General features: G+C 61.2%; 23 protein-coding genes. 16 read left to right on the plus strand and 7 right to left on the minus strand.

What is annotated here, in order from left to right; translation table 11 throughout:
* Nucleotides 1-19: 19 nt before the first annotated feature.
* On the plus strand, nt 20-1036 hold the full coding sequence (bmt, locus tag IE166_RS06175) for a betaine--homocysteine S-methyltransferase (protein WP_189502553.1): 1017 nt from the start codon (nt 20-22) through the stop codon (nt 1034-1036).
* A gap of 9 nt (nt 1037-1045) precedes the next feature.
* On the opposite strand, the gene IE166_RS06180 is transcribed toward bmt, so the two are convergent.
* From IE166_RS06180 to IE166_RS06190, 3 genes are all read right to left on the minus strand, one after another.
* On the minus strand, nt 1046-1783 hold the full coding sequence (locus tag IE166_RS06180) for a dienelactone hydrolase family protein (protein WP_189502555.1): 738 nt from the start codon (nt 1781-1783) through the stop codon (nt 1046-1048).
* A 91-nt stretch (nt 1784-1874) separates the two neighbouring features.
* Complete coding sequence (locus IE166_RS06185; RefSeq protein WP_189502556.1) at nt 1875-2039, minus strand: hypothetical protein; 165 nt, start codon at nt 2037-2039, stop codon at nt 1875-1877.
* 251 nt (nt 2040-2290) lie between these two features.
* Nucleotides 2291-3871 carry a trimethylamine methyltransferase family protein gene (locus IE166_RS06190; RefSeq protein ID WP_189502558.1) on the minus strand — a complete coding sequence of 527 codons (1581 nt, stop codon included), beginning with the start codon at nt 3869-3871 and terminating at the stop codon, nt 2291-2293.
* 281 nt (nt 3872-4152) lie between these two features.
* Between IE166_RS06190 and IE166_RS06195 the strand changes: the two genes are divergently transcribed.
* The gene (locus IE166_RS06195; RefSeq protein ID WP_189502560.1) at nt 4153-4845 is read left to right on the plus strand and encodes a corrinoid protein; all 693 of its coding nucleotides are present in this window, start codon (nt 4153-4155) and stop codon (nt 4843-4845) included.
* A gap of 114 nt (nt 4846-4959) precedes the next feature.
* Here the strand turns inward: IE166_RS06195 and IE166_RS06200 are convergent, their stop codons facing one another.
* Nucleotides 4960-5115 (minus strand): entericidin domain-containing protein, encoded by a 156-nt coding sequence (locus tag IE166_RS06200; protein WP_189502562.1) that lies wholly within the window; start codon nt 5113-5115, stop codon nt 4960-4962.
* 56 nt (nt 5116-5171) lie between these two features.
* Here IE166_RS06200 and IE166_RS06205 point away from each other — a divergent pair, with 56 nt between their 5' ends.
* From IE166_RS06205 to pdxY, 10 genes are all read left to right on the plus strand, one after another.
* A complete protein-coding gene (locus IE166_RS06205) occupies nt 5172-5843 on the plus strand; it encodes a DUF1638 domain-containing protein (protein WP_189502563.1) in 672 nt (223 codons plus the stop codon).
* Nucleotides 5844-5888: 45 nt separating this feature from the next.
* The gene (locus IE166_RS06210) at nt 5889-6458 is read left to right on the plus strand and encodes a DUF4893 domain-containing protein (protein WP_308430513.1); all 570 of its coding nucleotides are present in this window, start codon (nt 5889-5891) and stop codon (nt 6456-6458) included.
* An 81-nt stretch (nt 6459-6539) separates the two neighbouring features.
* Nucleotides 6540-7208, plus strand: coding sequence for an exopolysaccharide biosynthesis protein (locus IE166_RS06215; protein ID WP_189502566.1), 669 nt, complete (start codon nt 6540-6542; stop codon nt 7206-7208).
* A 107-nt stretch (nt 7209-7315) separates the two neighbouring features.
* Nucleotides 7316-7618: a virulence factor gene (locus IE166_RS06220; RefSeq protein WP_189502568.1), complete on the plus strand. Its 303-nt coding sequence runs from the start codon at nt 7316-7318 to the stop codon at nt 7616-7618.
* A gap of 17 nt (nt 7619-7635) precedes the next feature.
* A complete protein-coding gene (locus IE166_RS06225) occupies nt 7636-8499 on the plus strand; it encodes a methylenetetrahydrofolate reductase (protein WP_189502570.1) in 864 nt (287 codons plus the stop codon).
* Nucleotides 8500-8533: 34 nt separating this feature from the next.
* Nucleotides 8534-9502 carry a methyltetrahydrofolate cobalamin methyltransferase gene (locus IE166_RS06230; protein WP_189502572.1) on the plus strand — a complete coding sequence of 323 codons (969 nt, stop codon included), beginning with the start codon at nt 8534-8536 and terminating at the stop codon, nt 9500-9502.
* 53 nt (nt 9503-9555) lie between these two features.
* Nucleotides 9556-9843 (plus strand): BrnT family toxin, encoded by a 288-nt coding sequence (locus IE166_RS06235; protein WP_189502573.1) that lies wholly within the window; start codon nt 9556-9558, stop codon nt 9841-9843.
* Complete coding sequence (locus IE166_RS06240) at nt 9824-10087, plus strand: CopG family antitoxin (protein WP_189502575.1); 264 nt, start codon at nt 9824-9826, stop codon at nt 10085-10087. The genes IE166_RS06235 and IE166_RS06240 overlap by 20 nt, the downstream gene beginning before the upstream one ends.
* 56 nt (nt 10088-10143) lie before the next feature.
* On the plus strand, nt 10144-12159 hold the full coding sequence (locus IE166_RS06245; RefSeq protein WP_189503262.1) for an ASKHA domain-containing protein: 2016 nt from the start codon (nt 10144-10146) through the stop codon (nt 12157-12159).
* A 91-nt stretch (nt 12160-12250) separates the two neighbouring features.
* The gene (pdxY, locus tag IE166_RS06250; RefSeq protein WP_189502577.1) at nt 12251-13105 is read left to right on the plus strand and encodes a pyridoxal kinase PdxY; all 855 of its coding nucleotides are present in this window, start codon (nt 12251-12253) and stop codon (nt 13103-13105) included.
* Nucleotides 13106-13109: 4 nt separating this feature from the next.
* On the opposite strand, the gene IE166_RS06255 is transcribed toward pdxY, so the two are convergent.
* Complete coding sequence (locus tag IE166_RS06255; protein ID WP_189502579.1) at nt 13110-14003, minus strand: LysR substrate-binding domain-containing protein; 894 nt, start codon at nt 14001-14003, stop codon at nt 13110-13112.
* Nucleotides 14004-14117: 114 nt separating this feature from the next.
* Between IE166_RS06255 and IE166_RS06260 the strand changes: the two genes are divergently transcribed.
* The 4 genes from IE166_RS06260 (at nt 14118) to IE166_RS06275 (ending at nt 16734) form a co-directional block, all read left to right on the plus strand.
* Nucleotides 14118-14288: a hypothetical protein gene (locus tag IE166_RS06260; protein WP_189502581.1), complete on the plus strand. Its 171-nt coding sequence runs from the start codon at nt 14118-14120 to the stop codon at nt 14286-14288.
* A gap of 81 nt (nt 14289-14369) precedes the next feature.
* The gene (locus tag IE166_RS06265) at nt 14370-15086 is read left to right on the plus strand and encodes a haloacid dehalogenase type II (protein ID WP_189502583.1); all 717 of its coding nucleotides are present in this window, start codon (nt 14370-14372) and stop codon (nt 15084-15086) included.
* 289 nt (nt 15087-15375) lie between these two features.
* Nucleotides 15376-15513: a hypothetical protein gene (locus tag IE166_RS06270; protein ID WP_189502585.1), complete on the plus strand. Its 138-nt coding sequence runs from the start codon at nt 15376-15378 to the stop codon at nt 15511-15513.
* A gap of 282 nt (nt 15514-15795) precedes the next feature.
* Nucleotides 15796-16734, plus strand: coding sequence for a GlxA family transcriptional regulator (locus tag IE166_RS06275; protein ID WP_244641408.1), 939 nt, complete (start codon nt 15796-15798; stop codon nt 16732-16734).
* Between the two features lie 9 nt (nt 16735-16743).
* Here IE166_RS06275 and IE166_RS06280 read toward each other — a convergent pair whose 3' ends face one another.
* Both IE166_RS06280 and IE166_RS06285 read right to left on the minus strand, forming a co-directional pair.
* Nucleotides 16744-17595, minus strand: coding sequence for a DUF1194 domain-containing protein (locus IE166_RS06280; RefSeq protein WP_189503263.1), 852 nt, complete (start codon nt 17593-17595; stop codon nt 16744-16746).
* 87 nt (nt 17596-17682) lie between these two features.
* The gene (locus IE166_RS06285) at nt 17683-20244 is read right to left on the minus strand and encodes a GcvT family protein (protein WP_189502589.1); all 2562 of its coding nucleotides are present in this window, start codon (nt 20242-20244) and stop codon (nt 17683-17685) included.
* Nucleotides 20245-20348: the final 104 nt, after the last annotated feature.

Here is a 20348-nt window from a genome sequence, read left to right on the forward strand (position 1 = left end):
CATGACACCGGAGACCACCATGGCCAATCCGCTCGATGCACTGCTCGCGGAAAAGGGCGTTCTGCTTGCAGACGGCGCAACCGGCACGAACCTGTTCAACATGGGTCTGGAATCCGGCGAAGCGCCGGAATTGTGGAACGAAACGCAGCCGGAAAAGATCACCGACCTGCATCAGGGTTTCGTGGATGCCGGCGCCGATATCATCCTCACCAACTCCTTTGGCGGCACGCGCCACCGGCTGAAGCTGCATCATGCGCAAGACCGGGTCCATCAGCTGAACAAGCAAGCCGCCGAGATCGCGCGCGCAGTGGCCGAGAAGGCTGGTCGCAAGGTGATCGTGGCCGGCTCGGTCGGACCGACGGGCGAGCTGTTGGAGCCGCTTGGTGCGCTGACCTATGACGAGGCGGTGGATGCCTTTGTCGAGCAGATGGAAGGCTTGAAGGCGGGCGGCGTCGATGTGGCGTGGATCGAAACCATGTCAGCCCCAGCGGAAGCTCGTGCGGCCGCCGACGCGGCGATCAAGGTGGGCCTGCCCTATACCTACACCGTGTCCTTCGACACGGCCGGCCGCTCCATGATGGGCCTGCATCCGCGTGACATTCACGGCGTGTCGGACGGATTGTCTGAAGAACCGCGCGCGGTTGGGGCGAATTGCGGCGTTGGGGCATCCGACATTCTGTCTTCGCTGCTCGACATGACAAGTGCCAAGCCGGACGCGACTATCATCGTGAAGGGCAATTGCGGCATTCCGGAATTCCACGGCACGGAAATCCATTATTCCGGCACGCCGGAACTGATGGCCGATTATGCCCGCCTTGCAATGGATGGCGGCGCAAAGATCATCGGCGGCTGCTGCGGGACGTCGTTCGGCCATCTGAAGGCTATGCGCGAGGCGATTGACGGGCATACCAAGGCCGAGCGTCCGACCGTCGAGACCATCACCAGCCGTATCGGCCCGCTTCGCAACAAGCAGGCCGACGAGAGCGGTGCAGCACCCTCAGGTGAAGGCGGCGGACGCCGGCGCCGCCGGGGCTAACACCGATGTCTAGTGGAGCGCTTCTTCGAACAACGTGAAGAGGCGCTTCCAGGCGCGCTTGGCACCTTCGGCATCATAGATATCATGGTCAGATACGGCCCAGCCGTGCTGCATGCCGACATAGTTTTCGATGATATGATCCACTTCCGCTTCGCGCAGAGCCTGCGCCAGCTTGGCGGATTGTTCCGGCGGGAAGCTTTTGTCGACGCCGGCTGAGCCGACATAAACGCGGCCCTTGATCTTGTTCGCTGCCTTGTGCGGGCTGTCTTCGGCGTCGCTGGCGAGATTGCCGCCATGGAAGCTGGCGGCTGCTGCGATGCGATCCGGGTAACGCGCGGCGGCGTTAAGGGCGCGCGGACCACCCATGCAGTAGCCCACCGTACCGATCGACTTGGCGCCCTCGCCTTCCAGCGTATCGAGAAAAGCGGCGGTGTCGCTGATGGTCATGGCCTGCGTCGTGCTGCTCATGATGCCACGCAATTCCTTGGCCGTGTCCTTGTTCTTGAAGGCGGTCTTGGCATCGAATGGGCCATAGGGCGCGTTGCGGTAGAACAGGTCGGGGATCAGCGTGACATAGCCGGCATTGGCCAGGATTTCGCCGATCTCGCTCATGGCGGGTCGCAGACCGAAGGCGTCCATGTAAACGATCACGCCGGCTTCCACCGGTTCCGGGCGTGAATCGGGGGTGAACAGCCAGGCATCAGCCTCCCCATCGGCGGTCTTGATCTTCATTTCGCTGAACGGCATCGGCGTCTCCTCGGTCTCAGATCCATTTAGATAGCAAAAAGCCGCACCACGCCCAGCGCGATGCGGCCCTTAATGTCTAAACGCGGAGTGTTTACTCGGCGGCCTGGGTCGGTACGCCCTTCTCTGCGCGCTCCGCCGTGGCGGTAGAACCGCCCGACTGCGTGTCTGTCTGGCTACGGCTGCCGCTGCCGGTCGTGCAAGCAGCGGTGGCGAGGATCATGGTGGCGATGGCGGCGCTGGAAAGAAGCTTCTTCATAATTTGGTCCCTTGAATGATGAAGTGTGAGCAATGAAGCCGCTCCTACAATCATCCGGACGCAATGCGGTTCCCGCTTTGTGGCGAAATCTTGATGAAGCTCCTGACAGAGCCTCCGCCACGGGGAAAAAAGACGCGCGGCGATGTCGCTTCGCCGCGCGCGTATGCTCACTTCGAGCCGGAGAAGGCGCTTCTCCAGACTTCCTTGTGAATCAGTCCAGCCACTTTAGCCCGGCTGTCTTCGGGCTCCTTTCAAGTGAAGGCGTCGGGCATGGACTCCTTCTTGACTGCGATAAAATCGTTCAGCCCGTCGGCAATGCCCTGATCCAGCGCTGGCGCTTCGTAGCTTTCCAGCCAGCGGCGGGCGAGCTCGTTGGCCCGCTGCGGCGCGGTCTTCTCGCCTTCGGCCAGCCACTGTTCATAGGAATTGTTGTCGGCGATCGAGGAGCGATAGAACGCAGTCTGGAAATTGGCCTGCGTGTGATCGCAGCCGAGGTAATGGCTGCCGGGGCCGACCTGGCGAATGGCATCCATGGCCTGACCATTTTCGGAGAGGTCGACGCCTTCGGCGAGCTTCTGCGCCATGCCGAGCTGGTCGACATCCATCATGAACTTCTCGTAGCAGGATGCCAGACCGCCTTCGAGCCAGCCGGCAGCGTGCAGCACGAAGTTGGTGCCGGCCAGCAGCGTCGAGTTCAGCGTGTTGGCGCTCTCGTAAGCCGCTTGCGCATCCGGGATCTTGGAGGCGCAGAGCGAGCCGCCGGTGCGGAACGGCAGGCCGAGACGGCGGGCGAGCTGTGCTGCGCCATAAGACACGAGCGAAGGCTCCGGCGTGCCGAAGGTGGGTGCGCCCGATTGCATGGAGATCGACGAGGCAAAGGTGCCGAACAGCACCGGGGCGCCGGGACGCACCAGCTGCGTAAAGGATGCGCCGGCCAGAACCTCGGCCAGGACCTGCGTCAGCGTGCCGGCGACCGTCACCGGGCTCATGGCGCCAGCGAGGATGAAGGGCGTGATGATGCAGGCCTGGTTGTTGCGTGCATAGACCTTGGCCGCGCCCAGCATGGTCTCGTCAAACACCATCGGCGAATTGGCGTTGATGAGGTTGATGATGACGGTGTTCTCGTCGACGAACTTCTCGCCGAACAGGATCTTGGCCATCGCCACGGTATCTTCGGCGCGTTCCGGTGCGGTGACCGAGCCCATGAAGGGCTTGTCGGACAGCGTCATATGGGCATGCACCATGTCGAGATGGCGCTTGTTCACCGGCACATCAACCGGTTCGCAGACCGTGCCGCCGGAATGGTGGATCGAGGGCGCAAGGTAGGCGAGCTTCACGAAGTTGCGGAAGTCTTCGATCGTCGCGTAACGGCGATTGCCTTCCAGATCACGCACGAAAGGCGGGCCGTAAACCGGGGCGAAGACGGTGGCCTTGCCGCCGATCTGCACGGACCGCTCGGGATTGCGGGCATGCTGGGTGAATTGCGAGGGTGCAGTCTTCAACAGCGAACGGCAAAGGCCGCGCGGAAAATGGACGCGTTCGCCTTTTACGTCGGCGCCGGCCTCTTTCCACATGGCCAGCGCTTCGGCATCGTCGCGGAACTCGATGCCGATTTCCTCGAGTACGGTGTCGGCATTGCGCTCAATCAGCGCAAGGCCTTCTTCGTTGAGGACCTCGAAGCTGTTGATCTGGCGCTTGATGTAAGTGAGCTGCGTGCCCGGTCCACCACCTGTACGGGCTGCACGGCGTGCTGCCGCTCCGCCGCTGGCACCGCGTCCACGGCGGCCACCCGCGGAGGCACCGTCCTGATCAGCCGCAACTGTATCGCTCATTTTTCTCTTCCCTGAACCAACAAACCGGCCTGAACCAGCAAGCCCGCACCCAATGAACCGGCACATAGACCTTTCCGGCGATGGTAGTCGAGCACCCCCCGCGAAACGGTTTGGCTGCGCCAGCATGTGTCGCAAAATCGACAAGGGGCCGGCGCAAGAATCCAGTCGCTTTCTTCTCGACGCGCGTCGCAAAATGACTATGCGGAACGCGTAGTTTACGGAATAAGCTACACGTGACTGCTTCGCTCGCCCACAGAGCGCGGCATGCCTGGGAGCACAGAATGTCCGACGACGAAATCATCCTGTCCGAGCTTTCCGACGAAGAACTCGTTCAGCAGATGCATGACGACCTTTACGACGGCCTCAAGGAGGAGATTGAGGAAGGCACAAACATCCTGCTGGAACGCGGCTGGGAGCCTTATCAGGTCCTGACCGAAGCACTGGTGGAAGGCATGCGCATCGTGGGTGAGGATTTCCGCGATGGCATCCTGTTCGTGCCGGAAGTGCTGCTTTCGGCCAACGCCATGAAGGCCGGCATGTTCATCCTGCGCCCGCTCCTCGCCGCCACCAACGCGCCGAAGCAGGGCAAGCTGGTGATCGGCACCGTCAAGGGCGACATCCACGATATCGGCAAGAACCTCGTCGGCATGATGATGGAAGGTGCAGGCTTCGACGTGGTCGATCTCGGTATCAACAATCCGGTCGAGAACTACCTCAACGCGATTGAAGAGCATCAGCCGGACCTGATCGGCATGTCGGCTCTGCTCACGACCACCATGCCCTACATGAAGGTCGTGATCGACACGATGAAGGAAAAGGGCATCCGCGATGATTACGTCGTGCTGGTCGGCGGTGCACCGTTGAACGAAGAGTTCGGCAAGGCCGTTGGCGCCGACGCCTATTGCCGCGATGCGGCTGTTGCCGTGGAAACGGCCAAGCAGTTCATGAAGCGCAAGCACAATCAGCACGCTTGAAGCTGATCGGCGGCCCTAAGGCCCAGATGCAACAAAGGCCGCGATGGATATCGCGGCCTTTGTTTTAGATGAACTGGCGGCGGCGGATCTCGCGGCGTCCAGTTCGGGCTTTCCTTACTGTGCAGCGTTCGAAACGTTGCGGCCAGCCGACTGGGTGGCGTTCACAGTGTTTGCGGTATCGGCACCGACGCCGCGGATCGTGTTGGCGCAGGCTGCGGAAAGAAGCGCGGCGGCCAGAACGGCGATGGTAGCAATGCGCGAATTGGTCATTTGTCGTCCCTCGGTTTGTTTCGCTTCAAAAACGAGAAGATGCTAAAATAGTTCCCATGAGTCAGCGTCGCCGTGAAAATAAAGAAAAAGCTGCTTTCATCGAGACGAGCGGCAGCGCTGTGCCTGTTGAAGACCGCCTTCTGGTGATCGCGTGCGGCGCCATCGCGCGCGAGGTTTTGGCGGTCACCAAGCTGAACCGCCTCGACCATGTCGACCTCACCTGCCTTCCGGCGATCTGGCATGTGTATCCCGCAAAGATCGCGCCTGCTATGCGTGAGCAGATCAAGGCGGCGCGGGAAAAAGGCTATCGCCGCATCTTCATAGGCTATGCCGAGTGCGGCACGCAGGGGCAGCTCGACAAGATCTGCGCGGAAGAAGGCGTCGAACGCATCGAAGGGCCGCATTGCTACGCCTTTTTCACCGGCAACGAGCGCTTCATGGCTGGGATCGACACCGAGTTTACGGCCTTCTACCTGACCGACCTGATCACGCGACAGTTCGAAGCCTTCGTGATCGAACCACTGAAGCTGGACAAGCATCCCGAACTTCGCGACATGGTGTTCGGCAACTACACCAAGATCGTTTATCTTGCGCAGACAGATGATCCCGCGCTTCAGGAAAAAGCCCGATGGGCGGCCGACTATCTCAAGCTCGATTACGAATACCGCTTCACCGGCTATGGCGATCTGGAGCCGGCTTTGCAACGTGCTGCGCTTCCTCATCAATGAACCTGTGATGATCGGGCTCGCCTCAAGGCTCCAAAGGATTTCATGATGCGTCGACTGCTTCTGGCGGCTGTTCTTCTTGGTTCAACGGCCTCGGCTCACGCCGACGGCGCGATCAGCCGGATCATCACCAAGAGCGACGCGGCGCGTTTGGAGAAATACGAGGCGACCCGCACGGAAGCCTTGAACGACGCGCGCGAAAACGGTGATGCAAAGGACGTCGATGTCGTCAACACCGTCATGACCGAGCGACCGCTGCGCTTTGCGGGTTTCGACATGACAGGCGATTGGCAATGCCGCACGATCAAGCTCGGTGGCGATCCTGCTGCCGTTGTTTACGGCTGGTTCAAGTGTCGCGTGACGGATGATGGTGCCGGCTGGTTCCTGAGCAAGATCAACGGCTCGCAACGCACGCAAGGCCGCTTCTATGACGACAACGATCTGCGGCTGACCTATCTTGGCACGCAGTTCGTGCAAGGTGAGCAGCCGAAGCGTTATGGCACATATGCCGACGCCGATCAGGTGGGCTACGCCTTCCGCACGGCCAAGGGTTTTCGCATCGAATTTCCGGCGCCTGTTTTCGAGTCGAAGCTCGATATTCTGGAACTGCGTCGATGATGCATGACGGATTGTCGTGAACCTCTGCCATGATCCTCTAAATGAGCATGGCCAGTTGCAGCCCAGGAACCGACACTCCCCATGATTGAAGACCCCGCCTTCGGGCCAGGCACTCCGGAAGCTGCCCGCGATCTGATCGACGGCGAGCCGCTGCCACCGCGTTTGTCGCAGGTTTTCAAGTCGCTTGCCGACAACGCCAATGGCCCGGTGACGGTACGCCAAATTCGTGACGCACTGGGTGACCGCAGCTTCGCCGCCCTTCTCGTCTTTTTCGCCGCCATCAACCTTTTGCCGCTGCCGCCAGGTACGACGCTCGTTCTCGGTCTGCCGCTGATGATCGTGTCGGCGCAGATGGTGTGGGGCCGCAAGATAGCCTGGCTGCCGCAGTTCATTCTCGTGCGCTCCGTCCAGGCCGAACAGTTTCGCGCACTGGCCGAACGCTTCATTCCCCGCCTGATCTGGCTCGAACGCTGGATCAAGCCGCGCTTCTGGCCAATGCCGGACCGTTATGACGAGCGCGTCATCGGCCTGCTTGCGCTCGTGATGGGAACGCTGGTGACACTGCCGATCCCGCTCGGCAATTGGTTTCCTGCTTTGACTATCGCGCTGTCCGGTCTCGCTTTGTCGGAACGCGACGGCATCCTGCTTGGCGTGGCTGCTGCGGCCGGCGCTTTCTCGGTCGTTTTGATCGTGGCGCTGGCCGGCACGGTCAACTATGCGCTGCATGCTGTTGCAGCCTGGTTCTGGTGACGACGCCAAGACAGGCGCGTCGCTTTTGAATGCGCCAGCGTCGTCGCATAACAAGCGGCGGGCAAGCACATCCTGCAACCTCAACCCAAGACGCAAAGGACGCAAACATGGCCGATTTGGTCGTTGTTTATTGGCGGGACATTCCCGCCCAGGTGATCGTCAAGAAAGGCCGGCAAACCGCCAAACGCGAACTGTCGCTGCGCTTCACGGAAGCCATCGACATGTGCGCCATGCGGACGGGAGCGGGCGATACGGACGCTTACCTGGCGGACTGGCGACGCGCCGCGCCGGAGCCGGTTTCCGACGATCTGGAAGCCGAGGCCGACAAGGCGATGACGCGTTTGGAAGAGGACTATCCACGGGAAAAGCTCGTCGCGCTGGTCAAGGCGGGCGGGCGCAGCGACGGCTAGCCGGAGGAGGCTCGGCAATGATTCACATACCTGCATCCATTGAGATCGTGCCCAAGCAGGCACTCGAATCAGCCGAGCTTCCCGGCCTTTTTCCGGCCGGTACGCGCGTTTACGTCACCGACATTGGCACCGACACAGTTGAAGACCTGACCGCGGCCGCCAAGCGCGTGCGTGACCTCGGTTACACGCCCGTGCCGCACTTCGCGTGCCGCCGACTGACGACGCGGGCTGCCCTGGAAGACCGGGTCAAGCGCGCAGCCACCGAAGCCGGCGTCACCGATGTGCTGGTGATCGGCGGCGGGCTGGACAAGCCGGCCGGCGAGTTCGCCTCGGCCATGGAGGTGTTGAACACCGGTGTGTTCGAGCGAAACGGCATCAAGGCCATGGGCGTGGCAGGCCATCCCGAAGGCAGTCCGGACTTTTCCCTGGAGTCTGCCATGCAGGCGCTGCGGGAAAAGCAGGCTTTCGCCGACCGCACGGGCATTGATGTCCGTATCGTCACCCAGTTCGGCTTCGATCCAACCAAGTTCATCGGCTGGGCCGACAGTTTGCGCGCGGAGGGCATCAACCTGCCCGTTCACCTCGGCGTCGCTGGTCCCGCCAAGTTCCCCACCCTCATCAAATATGCCGCCATGTGCGGCGTGGGCAATTCCATCGATTTCCTGAAAAAGAACGCGCTGTCGCTGACTGCTCTTGCTGTGGGCCACAACCCGGAAGAAGTCGTCGGGCCGATCGAAGCGAGCTCACGGCGCCCAAGCTCGCCCATTACCCAGATCCACGTCTTTCCATTTGGCGGCTTGAAGAAGTCGGCTGAATGGCTTGTCAAGCGCGGCTCATGGGATATAAAGACATCTGCATATCCTTCTGCCCTCTTCGCCTGATTTTTAACCGACACACCCTAAGGCCACCAGACACATGACCCGCACGATCGTTGCCTCCGCGACCCGCGAAATCGTCATCGGCTTCGACCAGCCCTTCTGCGTCATCGGTGAGCGCATCAATCCGACCGGTCGCAAGAAGCTGGCCGCCGAGATGGTTGCCGGCAATTTCGAGACGGTGATCAAGGATGCGCTGGAACAGGCTGCGGCCGGCGCAACCATGCTCGACGTCAATGCCGGCGTCACGGCCGTCGACCCGAACGCCACCGAACCGGCCCTGCTGGTGCAGACGATGGAGATCGTGCAGGGCCTGGTCGATCTGCCGCTGTCGATCGACAGTTCGGTCACGGCTGCAATCGAGGCAGCTCTCAAGGTCGCCAAGGGCCGTCCGCTAGTCAATTCGGTCACGGGCGAGGAAGAAAAGCTCGAGGCCATCCTGCCGCTGGTCAAGAAATACAATGTGCCGGTGGTGGCGATCTCCAACGACGAGACCGGCATCTCGATGGACCCGGATGTCCGCTTTGCCGTCGCCAGGAAGATCGTCGAGCGCTGCGCGGATTTCGGCATTCCCGCGCATGACGTCGTGGTCGATCCGCTGGTAATGCCGATCGGTGCTCTGGGCGATGCAGGCCGCCAGGTCTTCGCGCTGTTGCGCCGTTTGCGCGAGGAGCTCAAGGTCAACACGACTTGCGGGCTGTCGAACATTTCCTTCGGCCTGCCCCACCGCCACGGCATCAACGCCGCTTTCATCCCCATGGTGATCGGCGCCGGCATGACCTCGGCCATCATGAACCCCTGCCGCCCGCAGGAAATGGAAGCCGTTCGCGGCGCCAACGTGCTTGCCGGAACCGACGAGAACTGCACGACCTGGATCAAGACCTACAAGGACTACAAGCCAGGCGAACACGCAGCCCCCGCTCCGGTGGCGGTCAGCGCGCCGGGTGACGCCGGTGCCGCCGGCGGTCGCCGCCGCGGCGGGCGCGAGGCGCGGATGAACCGGGGCTAAAAGCAAGCTTGCGGAAGGCGCACCTGAACGTATATACAAACGTGTAGTGCAGCATGCGGTTTGATGGGTTCGATTGGGACGCTGGCAATTGGCCAAAATGTTCAGATCACGGGGTTAGCAAAGCCGAGATCGAGTCCATCTTTTTTGGAGAGCTGCAAACCAACGCCGATCCTTCTCAACTCGAGAGGCGATTTCGAGCCATCGGGCAACTCAAGACGGGTCGTCCCATCTTCGTTGTCTACACGTTACGCCGGCATGAAAAGCTTCTGCTGATCCGACCAATCAGCGCGCGCTTCATGCATGAAAAGGAGATCAAACGCTATGAGCACAGTAAGCTCTAAGAAGTTTCCAGAATTCGCGACCGATCAGGAAGCCGAAGAGTTCGTGGCGAACGCTGATCTTTCTGAATATGACTTTTCCGATTTCAAACCCATGCGTTTCGAACTTGCTCCGAAGTCGGCGCAATTGAACATGCGTTTGCCGAATCAATTGCTTCAGGCGGTCAAAGACCGGGCAAAGGAGCGGGGCATCCCCTATACCCGCCTTATCCGCGAAGCGCTCGAACGTACCGTTGCAAGCAGATAATTGACGAGTTCGACTTGAACGCCCCGCTTAATATCAAAGACCCCCTCGTTCTGTTCATGCCTTCGGGCAAACGCGGGAATTTTCCGCTTGGCACGCCGGTGCTGGATGCCGCGCGCCAGCTTGGCGTTTATGTGGAAAGCGTGTGCGGCGGGCGAGCGACGTGCGGGCGGTGCCAGATCGAGGTGCAGGAAGGCAATTTCGCCAAGCACAAGATCGTCTCGTCGAACGACCACATCTCGCCGAAGGGCCCGAAGGAAGAGCGCTACGAACGCGTAAAGGGCCTGCCGGACGGTCGGCGTCTGTCCTGTTCCGCAACGATCCAGGGCGATCTGGTTGTTGACGTACCGCAAGACACCATCATCAACGCGCAGACCATCCGGAAAGCAGCGGTTGATCGCCATATCGAGCGCAATCCTGCGATCCAGCTCTGTTTCGTCGAGGTGGACGAGCCAGACATGCACAAGCCGCTGGGGGATCTCGACCGGCTGAAGGTGGTGCTGGAGCACGACTGGGGCTTCAAGAACCTGCAGGTGGCGCACCATCTTCTGGCCGATGTGCAGAAGATCCTGCGCAAAGGCGAGTGGGGTGTGACGGCGTCGATCCACCGCGACCCCGAAGCCGAACAGCCGACGATCATCGCTCTGTGGCCCGGCCTCAAGAACGAGGCCTATGGCATCGCCTGCGATATCGGCTCCACCACGATCGCGATCCATCTGGTTTCGCTCCTGTCTGGCCGCATCGTCGCATCATCCGGCACGTCCAACCCGCAGATCCGCTTCGGCGAGGATCTGATGAGCCGCGTGTCCTATGTCATGATGAACCCGGATGGCCGCGAGGCCATGACGGTCGCGGTGCGGCAGGCGATCAACGAACTGACCGACAAGGTCTGCACAGAAGCGGGTGTGGATCGTCACGACATCCTGGATTCCGTCTTCGTCGCCAACCCGATCATGCACCACCTCTTCCTCGGCATCGATCCGACGGAACTGGGCCAGGCGCCATTTGCGCTGGCCGTATCAGGCGCTGTGCATTGCGCGGCGAGCGACCTTGCGCTCGACTTCAACCAGGGCGCGCGCACCTACCTCCTGCCCTGCATTGCCGGCCATGTCGGCGCGGATGCCGCGGGCGCGACCTTGTCGGAAGGCCCTTATCGGCAGGACAAGATGATGCTGCTGGTGGATGTCGGCACCAATGCCGAGATCGTGCTGGGCAATCGAAACCGTGTTGTTGCCGCGTCGTCGCCGACCGGTCCAGCCTTCGAAGGCGCCGAAATCTCGTCGGGTCAACGCGCCGCGCCCGGCGCGATCGAACGTGTGCGCATCGACCCTGCGACATTGGAGCCGAAGTTCCGCGTTATCGGCTCTGAGTTGTGGTCGGATGAAGACGGCTTTGCGGAGTCCGTTGCCGACATCGGCGTCACCGGCATCTGCGGCTCAGCGATCATCGAGGTGGTCGCGGAAATGTATCTTTCCGGCATCATATCCGAAGATGGTGTCGTGGACGGCGCGATGGCCGAGCGCAGTGCGCGCATCCTGCCGAACGGCCGCACCTTCTCCTATCTCCTGCATGACGGTACGCCGCGCATTACAGTGACGCAAAACGACATCCGCGCCATCCAGCTCGCCAAGTCTGCGCTTTATGCCGGTGTGAAGCTGCTGATGGAAAAGCAGGGCGTCGATCATGTCGACACGATCAGCTTCGCCGGCGCCTTCGGCTCCTTCATCGATCCGAAATACGCAATGGTGCTCGGCCTCATCCCCGATTGCGACCTGAGCGACGTAAAGGCCGTGGGTAACGCGGCGGGTACGGGTGCCTTGATGGCCCTGCTGAGTCGCGATCACCGGCGCGAAATCGAGTCGACGGTGCAGAAGATCGAGAAGATCGAAACCGCGCTCGAGCCGAAATTTCAGGAGCATTTCGTCCACGCCATGGCGCTGCCGAACAAGGTCGACCCCTTCCCCAAGCTCGCCGAACAAGTCACCCTGCCGCCGCGCAAGGTGCTGGCCGATGCGGCAGCGGAAGGCGGCGGTGGTCGTCGGCGCGGACGTGAAGGGCGGCGCGGGCGCGAATAGGCTCTGGAACAGTCGGTTCCTCAATCAGCCGCTTGCTATCGCATCGATCGTTGAATAGCTGGCGTGCAATGCTCACAGCGCGAGGCCGGTCATGAACATCCTGTCGATCCAGTCCTGGGTTTCCTACGGCCATGTCGGCAATGCCTCGGCGGTGTTTCCTCTTCAGCGCATGGGCATCGATGTTTGGGCGATCAACACCGTCCAGTTTTCCAACCATACCGGCTACGGCAAGTGGACCGGGCAGGTCTACACCGGCGAGAATGTTCGCGAACTGATCGACGGCATCGCCGAGCGCGGCGCGCTTGAGCGCTGCAACGGCGTGTTGTCCGGCTATATGGGCGATGCCGGTATCGGCGAATCGATCCTTCACGCCGTGGCGCGCGTACGCGAAGCCAATCCGAACGCGCTGTACTGCTGCGATCCGGTCATCGGCGATGTCGGGCGCGGTGTTTTCGTGCGGCCGGGCATTCCGGAATTCATGCGCGACCGCGCCGTCGCCGCAGCCGATATCGTCACGCCCAACCAGTTCGAGCTGGAATATCTCTCCGGCACTACGGTGGCGCATACGGCTGATCTCGAAGCAGCCATCGCGGCCGTGCATGCGATCGGCCCCAAGATCGTCATGGTCACCAGCGTGCGGCTGGATGATACGCCGGATGACGCGGTCGACATCGTTGTGTCAGCTGGTTCAGGCCTCATGCGCGTGCGCACGCCACTGCTGCCGATCGGCGTGAATGGTGCGGGCGACGCGATTGCCGCCTTGTTCTTCGGCAAGTTCCTGCAGGAACAATCGGCGGAAGCTGCCCTCGCCCATGCCGCCAGCGCCACCCACGGCCTGCTCAAGCGCACCGCCGAAGCGGGCTCGCGCGAAATCCTGACGGTGGGCGCGCAGGACGAGTTCGTTTCCCCGACCACGCGCTTTTCGGTCGAACACCTCGCGAAGTGATCGCCTAGAACTTGCCGGTCTCGCGAAACCCTTCAAAGGTCGCACGAATATGATCGGCCGCTGCCCGAACAGGCGGCGAAGCGTTCGGCGCCATAAGCAGAGCGAGGTTGTAGGTCGACAATTCCGGCAAGCCATCCTTGGTGCCGAGCGCGACGATTTCGTCTCCGATGAAGCTCTTGGCCATGGGTGCTACCGCGAGATCGGCGATGATGGCAGCGCGCTGGCCAGCGGTGTGCGCGCTCATATAAGCAACGCGATACTCGCGGCCCTCCAAACCCAACGCCTCAAGCGCGTTGGCGCGCCAAACACAGCCTTCTTCCCAAAGCGAAACCGGCAAAGGCTCCCGCAGATGCGCCGACCCGCCTTTGGCACCGGCCCAAACCAGGGGCTCGGTCAGCAGGATCTCGGCGCCCTCGATATCCCTGCATGTGGTGACCAGCGTCAGATCAAGCTGGCGGTCGGCCAGCCGCCGCTTGAGGTTCGAGCTTTGATCAATTGTCACATCCACCGCAATGGACGGATGAGATTGGGCGAAGCGCTTCAACACGGTGGGCAGGATGTGTTCGCCGTAATCGTCAGGTGAGCCCAACCGCACCACGCCCGCAATATCCGGCATGACGAACTTGGACATGGCTTCCCGGTTAAGCGCGAGCAGCCTGCGCGCATAACCAAGCAGCATCTCGCCGTCTTTGGTCAGCGACACCGAACGCGCATCGCGAACGAAAACCTGCCGTCCGAGATTTTCTTCCAGCTTCTTAATCTGCATGGAAACGGCCGAGGGCGTCCGGAAAACAGCATTCGCCGCCAGCGTGAAGCTGCCGGTGTCGGCGATCGCCACGAAGGTCCTCAGCACATCCAGTTCAAGCAGAGGCAAAGGATGATTGAGAGGAGCGTTCATTTTTCCTGATCCAAAGCTTCATCTGATTTCGTTCGATTGAACATTGTAGCTGACCCATAGTCAAGTGGACGGAAGCGGGATCATCCGCTTTCACTACACTTAGGGAGAAGATCGATGCGCATGTTCAACGATGTCACCCGCTTCGCAGCGATGTATTTGGCCCACCGCGCCCGTCTGCGCACGGAAAGGATGCTGGGTGCCCTGCCAACCGACATCCGCAAGGATATTGGTTGGCCAGACAGTGTTCATGAGCGGATCAGCTTCCAGCCGCCTGTGCAGAACTAGGCGGCTGTTGCTGATGGGTCGCCGAACCAAGCGCTGCCCGACGCGTTGCTGCAACAAGCCCCTGAGACACAGGCCCACTTGATGACCGAACCTTCCGCCTTGCCGTTCAAGCTCGATCCCGCGCCGAAGATCATCACCTTCGATTGCTATGGCACGCTGGTGCAATGGTACGAGGTGCTTCTGCGCGAGATCGGCGAAACGCTGGCAGCGCACGACCGGAAAGACGTGCCCGCTACCGCAATTCTCGACAGCTTTTCCGCGCAAAGCCGAAAGCTGACGGCAGAAAAGCCGCATCGGCTTTACAAGGAGATCCTGCGCATCGGCTTTGCGGCGGCCTTCCGTGAACATGGTGTGGCCCCGAGTGCAGACGAGATCGAGCGTATTGCCGTCTCGCCAACGACGATGGGACCGCACGCGGAAGTTCCTGATGTCCTGCGGCGGCTGCGCGAACGCTACAAGATTGCAATTTTCACCAACTCGGATGACGACCTGATCGCACCGACCGTTGCGAAGATCGGGGTGCCCTTCGACTTCGTAATTACCGCCGAACAGGCTCAAGCCTACAAGCCGTCACGGCAGCTCTTTGATTACGCTTATGGCCAAATGGGCGTGACGCCGGACGAGACCGTGCATGTCGCCATGGGCATGTACTGGGACATGAAGGCGCGGCATGAGCTTGGGCTCCGCGGCATCTGGGTGAACCGGCGGGGCGAGATCGGCAATCCAGACTGGCTGCCTTATGCCGAAGTATCAGACCTGGAAGGCGCTGCCGCGTTGCTCTTTCCAACTGACCGTTGATTGCCGCTCATCTAAGCAACAAGACCATCACCCTCGCCAAAATCGCATGACGCACATGAGCCAGACGCAGGTCAGGTGATCTAGACTGGTAAAGGCTTGATTTGCTTGGCTGCAACAGAGTTTGCGCAAGCATAACAGTCACAGGCGATGTCGCATTTAATGCTAAGCACTTCGCATTCGCTGCTGCAAATGGTGCAGCGCAAGCCTATATCCGCGTCATCAACGGCCTGCCCCACCGAGCCAAACCCGACGGCACACCGTGTAACCTAACCTGCATGGAAAACGTGTCATGAAGTTTCTGAAGCGCCTCTTCGGCAAGCGCCACTCGCGCAATATGGTGACCACCCTCGAGCGTCAGCGGCTGAGCCGCACGATGCCTGGCCAGAGCGCTGCAATGGCCGGCGCCCGTCTCGGCGTGCTCGTCTGATTAGCTTTGCCTTATTTAACTGTCTTGAACCGCGTCGATCCTGCGATCGGCGCGGTTTTTTGTTGCGCCTTGTTGAACAGGCGCCAGTTATTTCTTGACCGATAAGTCCTGCGTCTCCGCTTTTCGAGTTGACGCCGCCTCTATTCGGTCACTTAATCCATGTTGGTTTTGTAACCGAACCGTCGCGATCAATGATGACGGATCTTTAAAGGGGTAACACAAGTGTCGGCAAAGCAGACGCTCAAGCGCTCGATCGTTTTCTTTCTCGTGCCCGAATTCACAATGATCGCTTTTGCGACAGCGATCGAACCGCTGCGTTCGGCCAATCGCATGTTGGGCTATGAAGCCTACAAATGGCGCCTGGCGAGCCTCGACGGCAAGCCGGTGCAAGGCTCAAACAACATCGAGATCAAGGCCGACACGTCGCTCGAAGACGAGCGCAAGAAGATGGCCGGCCCGGATCGCCCGTCGATGGTGATCGTGTGTGGCGGCACCAATGTCGAGGCCTACCAGAACAAGTCCGCCTTCGCCTGGCTGCGCGAGGAATATAATCGCGGCGTGTCGATCGGCGGGCTTTGCACCGGCGCTTACATCCTGGCCTCCGCCGGGCTGCTCGCCAACAAGCGCTGCGCCATCCACTGGGAAAATCTGCCCGGCTTCGCCGAAGCCTTCCCGAAGGCCAACGTGTTCGCCGACCTCTATGAGATCGACCAGAACATCTATACCTGCGCCGGCGGCACGGCCGCGCTCGACATGATGCTGAAGCTGATCGGCGAAGATTTCGACGAATCACTCGTCAACCGCATCTGCGAACAGGTGCTGACCGACCGCGTCCGCAGCCCGACCGACCGCCAGCGCCTGCCGCTGCGCGCGCGCCTTGGCGTACAGAATTCCAAGGTCCTGTCGATCATCGAACTGATGGAAGCGAACCTCTCGGAGCCGTTGTCGCTGATCGAGATCGCCGACGATGTCGACCTGTCACGCCGCCAGATTGAGCGGCTGTTCCGGCAGGAAATGGGTCGTTCTCCTGCCCGCTACTACCTCGAAATACGCCTCGACCGCGCCCGGCATCTGCTGATCCAGTCCTCGCTGCCGGTGGTGGAAGTGGCTGTGGCCTGCGGTTTCGTCTCGGCCTCGCATTTCTCAAAGTGCTATCGCGAGCTTTATGCCCGCTCGCCGCAGCAGGAGCGCGCTGACCGCAAGCAGTTGCTGGCGGCCTGAGGGTTCGCCTTACCGGCTGTCCCACATCCAGCTGCGATTGCCCCACATCTTTTCGCCGACCTGACAGTCATAGGCGTTCCCCGCCTGTGCCAGAAGCACGGAGGGTTCCGCACCGTCGTAACGGGCCGGGATCGGCGTGAGCGGTCCGGCCAGTTCGAGCACGAGCTTGCGGCGGATCGCTTCGGGGAACTGGCTCCAGTCGTGGACCGGCACCACGAAAGAGCCGGGGCCACCGATCACACAGCGGGTATAATAGGTATCGAGATCGGCAAAGTCATAGCTCGACATCGCTCCGCCCGCGGTCATCAACGGCAAGCCGTTGATGGTGATGCCTTGGCTAACGATCAGGTCGCGCACGCCGTCGACCGGCAGACCCTGATTGTTCGGGCCGTCGCCGGAAATGTCGATCACCCGCTTCATGCCGGAATAGCCGCTTTCGGCCAGCAGATCGCCGGCAAAGCTTAGCGCGGCTGAGATGGAAGTGCGGCGCGCGCTGTTCGGAACGCCAGCCTGCAGCTTGGCGGCCACGGCCTCGGCATCGGCCTGATTGGCGACCACCGTCCAGGGCACAACGACGCGCTGCATGCCATCGCCCGCCCATTCGAAATAGGTCAGCGCGATCTTGCCGTGCACACCATCCTGGATCGCCTGCACGACCTTGGCGTCGGTCAGCGCGGCCATATAGCCGCGACGCTGGATATCGAGCTCCATCGGCGACATGGACAGCGAAACGTCGACGGCAAGCACAAGCTCGACATCGACCGGTTCAGCGGCTTGGGCGGGTACAGGAAGGAGAAGCGCGGCGAAGCTCGCCACGGCCAGTCTGCTCAGCCCTGACGGATAACCGGGCACGCACTGCATGACCCGGATGATACGCGGCTTGTGACGAGGCGATAGCCGGAACTCGAGCATGGCCGCTCACGATACCGCGAGCGGCTGCTGCTAGCGTTAGCTGCGGGGCTTGAGGTTCTCCGGATCGTACAACGGCTTGTAACCGACAGCCGCAACTTCCACTGGGTAGGCCTCGCCGAAATACTCGACCTGAAGCTTGCGGCCTTGCCTCGCATAGGCATGCGGGAGATAGGCGAGCGCGATGTTCTTGCCGAGCGTCGGACCGTAAGCGACCGAGGAGGTGAAGGAGCGCCGGCCGAGCTCGTCCACCAGCGTTTCGCCAGTGTCCGGATCCATTACCGGCATGATGCCGACCGGATAACGCGCTACGCCGTTCGCATCCGTATTGTCGGTCATCACCAACGTGCAGAGCGTCGCAGGTTGATGCGCCCGCGCCTTGTATTCCAGGTGCCTGGCCTTGCCGACGAAGTCCGCTTCCTTGACCTTCGGACGCGCGAGATCGGCTTCCAGAAGGTTGTATTCGGTCAGGAGATCGGCGTTCTGCAGGCGCAGGCTTTTCTCCATGCGGCGCGTATTGGCATAAGTCTCTACGCCGAACGGCATCACGCCGGTGGAGCGCAGCGCATCCCAGACGGCAAGGCCGTCTTCATAACGCATATGCAGCTCCCAACCCTGCTCGCCGACATAGGAAATGCGAAACGCCGTGACCTGAACGCCGCCGATCGTGATCGGCTTGATGGCGGCGAAGGGGAACGCATCAGGCTCCAGGCCGGCCGGATCTTCCACCACCTTTGCCAAGGTCGTGCGCGCGTTCGGCCCCCAGATGCCGATCGTGACGAACTTTTCCGTCACATCCGTGATGGTGACGTCGAAGCCGTTGTCTTGAGCAACCCGGCGCATGTAGTTGTAATCACGCGGACCTGCATCGGCGCCGTCGATCAAGCGGCAACGGTCGGCCATGCGGACCACCGTGAAATCCGCGCGCACCATGCCTTCCTCATCCAGGAAGTGCGTGTAAATGCCCTTGCCGATATTGCTGTCGCCGCCAATCTTTGCTGCGCAGAGATATTCCAGCAGCGCGACATGATCAGGCCCCTCAATGTCATACATCGAGAAATGCGACAGGTTCACGATGCCGACGTCCTCGCTCATGGCGAGATGTTCGGCATTGGACACGCGGTGGAAGAAGCGGTTGTCCCACTCGTTCTCACGCACCGGCACGCGGTTGCCGTACTTCTCCAGCAACGGCTCGTTGGCGGCATAGCCATGCGCGCGCTCCCAACCGCCTAGCTCCATGAAGTAGCCGCCAAGCTCCACCTCACGCTCATAGAAGGGCGAACGGCGAACACCGCGTCCCTTCGAGAACGGCTCGCGGGGATGAACGGCGGGGTTGTAAACCTTCATCGCCGTTTCAGAGCAACGGTCGAAGATGAACTGCTCTTCCGTCTGGTGCGGGTAAAAGCGCGAATAATCGATGGCGTGATGATCGATCACCGTGCGGCCATCCGTCATCCAGTCGGCAATGAGCTTGCCCATACCAGGACCGTCCTTCACCCAGATGCCGACGGCGTACCACAGCCCGCGCACCTTCTGGCTTTCGCCCATGGAGGGCCCGCCGTCGCTGGAAACCTGCAGCAGACCGTTGAAGGAATGACCTTCATTGTAGCCGAGTTCGCCCAGGATCGGCGTCAGCTCCATGGCGCGCTCCAGCGGCTCCATGATCTGTTCCATGTCGAGATCGCGCTGTGACGGCGACTGGCGCGACTCATGCTTGGTAAGGAGTTCGCGCGGGTGAACGAGGCGCGGATTGGTTTCCTCGTAATAGCCCCACTCGATCTGACCGCCTTCGGCCGTTCGGGGATCGCCGGTGTCGCGCATATAGGCGGAGTTGCCTTGGTCGCGCAGCAACGGCCATCCGATCTCCTTGCCCGTACCGGCAAACTCATTGTAGGGGCCGAAGAAGGTCAGCGGATGATCGATCGGCATGACCGGCAGGTCTTCGCCGGCCATCGCAGCGGTCAGGCGACCCCAGATTCCGGTGCAGACCACGACGTAATCGGCCATGATCGTGCCGCGGCCGGTCACCACGCCCTTGATGCGACCGTCCTCGATCACGAGGTCGGTGGCTTCGGTGTTGGCGAAAGCCTGCAGCTTGCCGGCAGCGACACCCTGGTCGACCAGCTTGCCGGCAACGGTCTGCGAGCGCGGAATGACGAGGCCGGCATCCGGATCCCACAACCCGCCCTGCACCAGGCTTTCCTCGATGAGCGGGAATTTCTCCTTGATCTCGGCAGGCTCGATCAGCCGAGCGCGCGTGCCGAACGCTTTGGCCGATGCGATCTTGCGCTTGATCTCGTCCATGCGCGCATCGTCGCCGACGCGCGCGACTTCAAGGCCACCGACGCGGGCGTAGTGGCCCATCTTCTCGAAGAAATCGATCGAATACTGCGTCGTCCAGACCGACAGGAAATCGTGGCTGGTCGTGTAGCAGAAGTCCGAAGCATGGGCGGTGGAGCCGACATCGGTTGGAATGCCGGATGTGTCGATGCCGACAATATCGTCCCAGCCGCGCTCGATCAGATGATGCGCGACCGACGCGCCCACGATGCCGCCCAGCCCGATGATGACGACCTTCGCCTCCGCCGGAAACGCTGCCATATCCAACCACTCCAACCTTGATTTGCGCCGCAGACTATAGAGCGTTTCGAGGCGAATGCAGCCTGTTTGCGACATGGCGAAAACGCGCCGCGACCTGAGCTGCC

Source organism: Tianweitania populi, assembly GCF_014652875.1.
Taxonomy (GTDB): Bacteria; Pseudomonadota; Alphaproteobacteria; order Rhizobiales; family Rhizobiaceae; genus Tianweitania; species Tianweitania populi.